2 protein-coding genes are annotated in these 1,067 nt (G+C 65.1%); both read right to left on the bottom strand.

Going from position 1 to position 1,067, the window contains the following annotated elements:
• The coding region (gene paaI, locus JCM19049_RS15160; protein ID WP_054821979.1) for a hydroxyphenylacetyl-CoA thioesterase PaaI at nucleotides 1-439 on the bottom strand (439 nt) is incomplete at its 3' end.
• 84 nt (nucleotides 440-523) lie between these two features.
• Nucleotides 524-1,067, bottom strand: a 544-nt coding sequence (locus JCM19049_RS15155) for a GrpB family protein (RefSeq protein ID WP_054821978.1), incomplete at its 5' end; no start/stop codon positions are given.

Raw genomic sequence — 1,067 nt, 5'->3', positions numbered from 1 at the left:
AGGCCGGCTTGGGGATGGTGCGCGAACGGCCGCGGAAGACGGCCAGCAGTTCCTCGTCTCCCTGCGGGGTGTCCTGGGTGACTCGGATGTCGTACACGCCGCTGCGGCCCTGTTGGGCGACCCGCTGTCCGTGGGCGGTCAGCGTGCGTCCGGGAATGCCTGGCTTGAGGAAGTTGATGTCCACCCCGGAGGCCACCGTGATGGTTTTGTCGCTGCCCTCGGCCGGGTTGCAGCTCAGGGCGAAGGCCGTATCGGCCAGGGCGAAGACCATCCCGCCGTGGGCGATGCCGAAACCGTTGAGCATCTCCTTGCGCAGTTGCATGGTGATGGTGGCGGTGCCGTCCCCCAGCTGCAGCACTTCAATGCCCATCCATTCGGTGGCGTAGTCATTGGCCAGGATGGCGTGGGGGAGGGACTTTTCGACTTGTGTTTCGCTCATGGGCACCCCTGCAGGAATTATTTACCGAACGATCATTAGGTAATAATGAATTGTGACTCAAGTCAAGTCGGGGTGTCTACTGTTTCACGCCGTGGTGGGCAAAGAGTCTTCCGGGAATCCGTGGACGATTTGCTCCAGCAGGCCCAGGATGAACGGCTCCTTGATCCGGTTGTAGTCCATGACCAGACCCTGGTGAGCGGTGCGCTCATTGAGTTGGCCGGCCGCGTCGAGCTTGGCCCGAGCGTACGCCCGCCGCATGGCCGGGTCGGAGCGCAACCGGTCACGCAGCAGCACCATCCGGCAGTGCTCGGCGCTGCCCAGCGCGAAGAGGTGGATATTGGCCTCCAGCGTGCTGCCGGTGGCCAGCTGCTTGAACAACCGGTGCTGGTGCCAGCCCGGCTCCCGCAACCAGAACAGCAGCCCGGCCGCGCGCAGCTGCGGCACGTAGGAATCCTCGTCCCGCGGATCATCCACCAGCAGGTTGATGTCAATGACCGGCTTAGCCGCCAGCGCAGGCACCGAGGTCGAGCCCACATGCTCAACCACCTGCGCGGTGGCCCCCAGGGCCCGGCGCAGGCGCTCGGCCAGCTGTTCAAAGTGCTGCGCCCAGCCCGGATCGGCGGGCACC

The sequence above is a fragment of the Arthrobacter sp. JCM 19049 genome (assembly GCF_001310435.1).
This window is presented reverse-complemented; position numbering and strand designations above follow the sequence as displayed.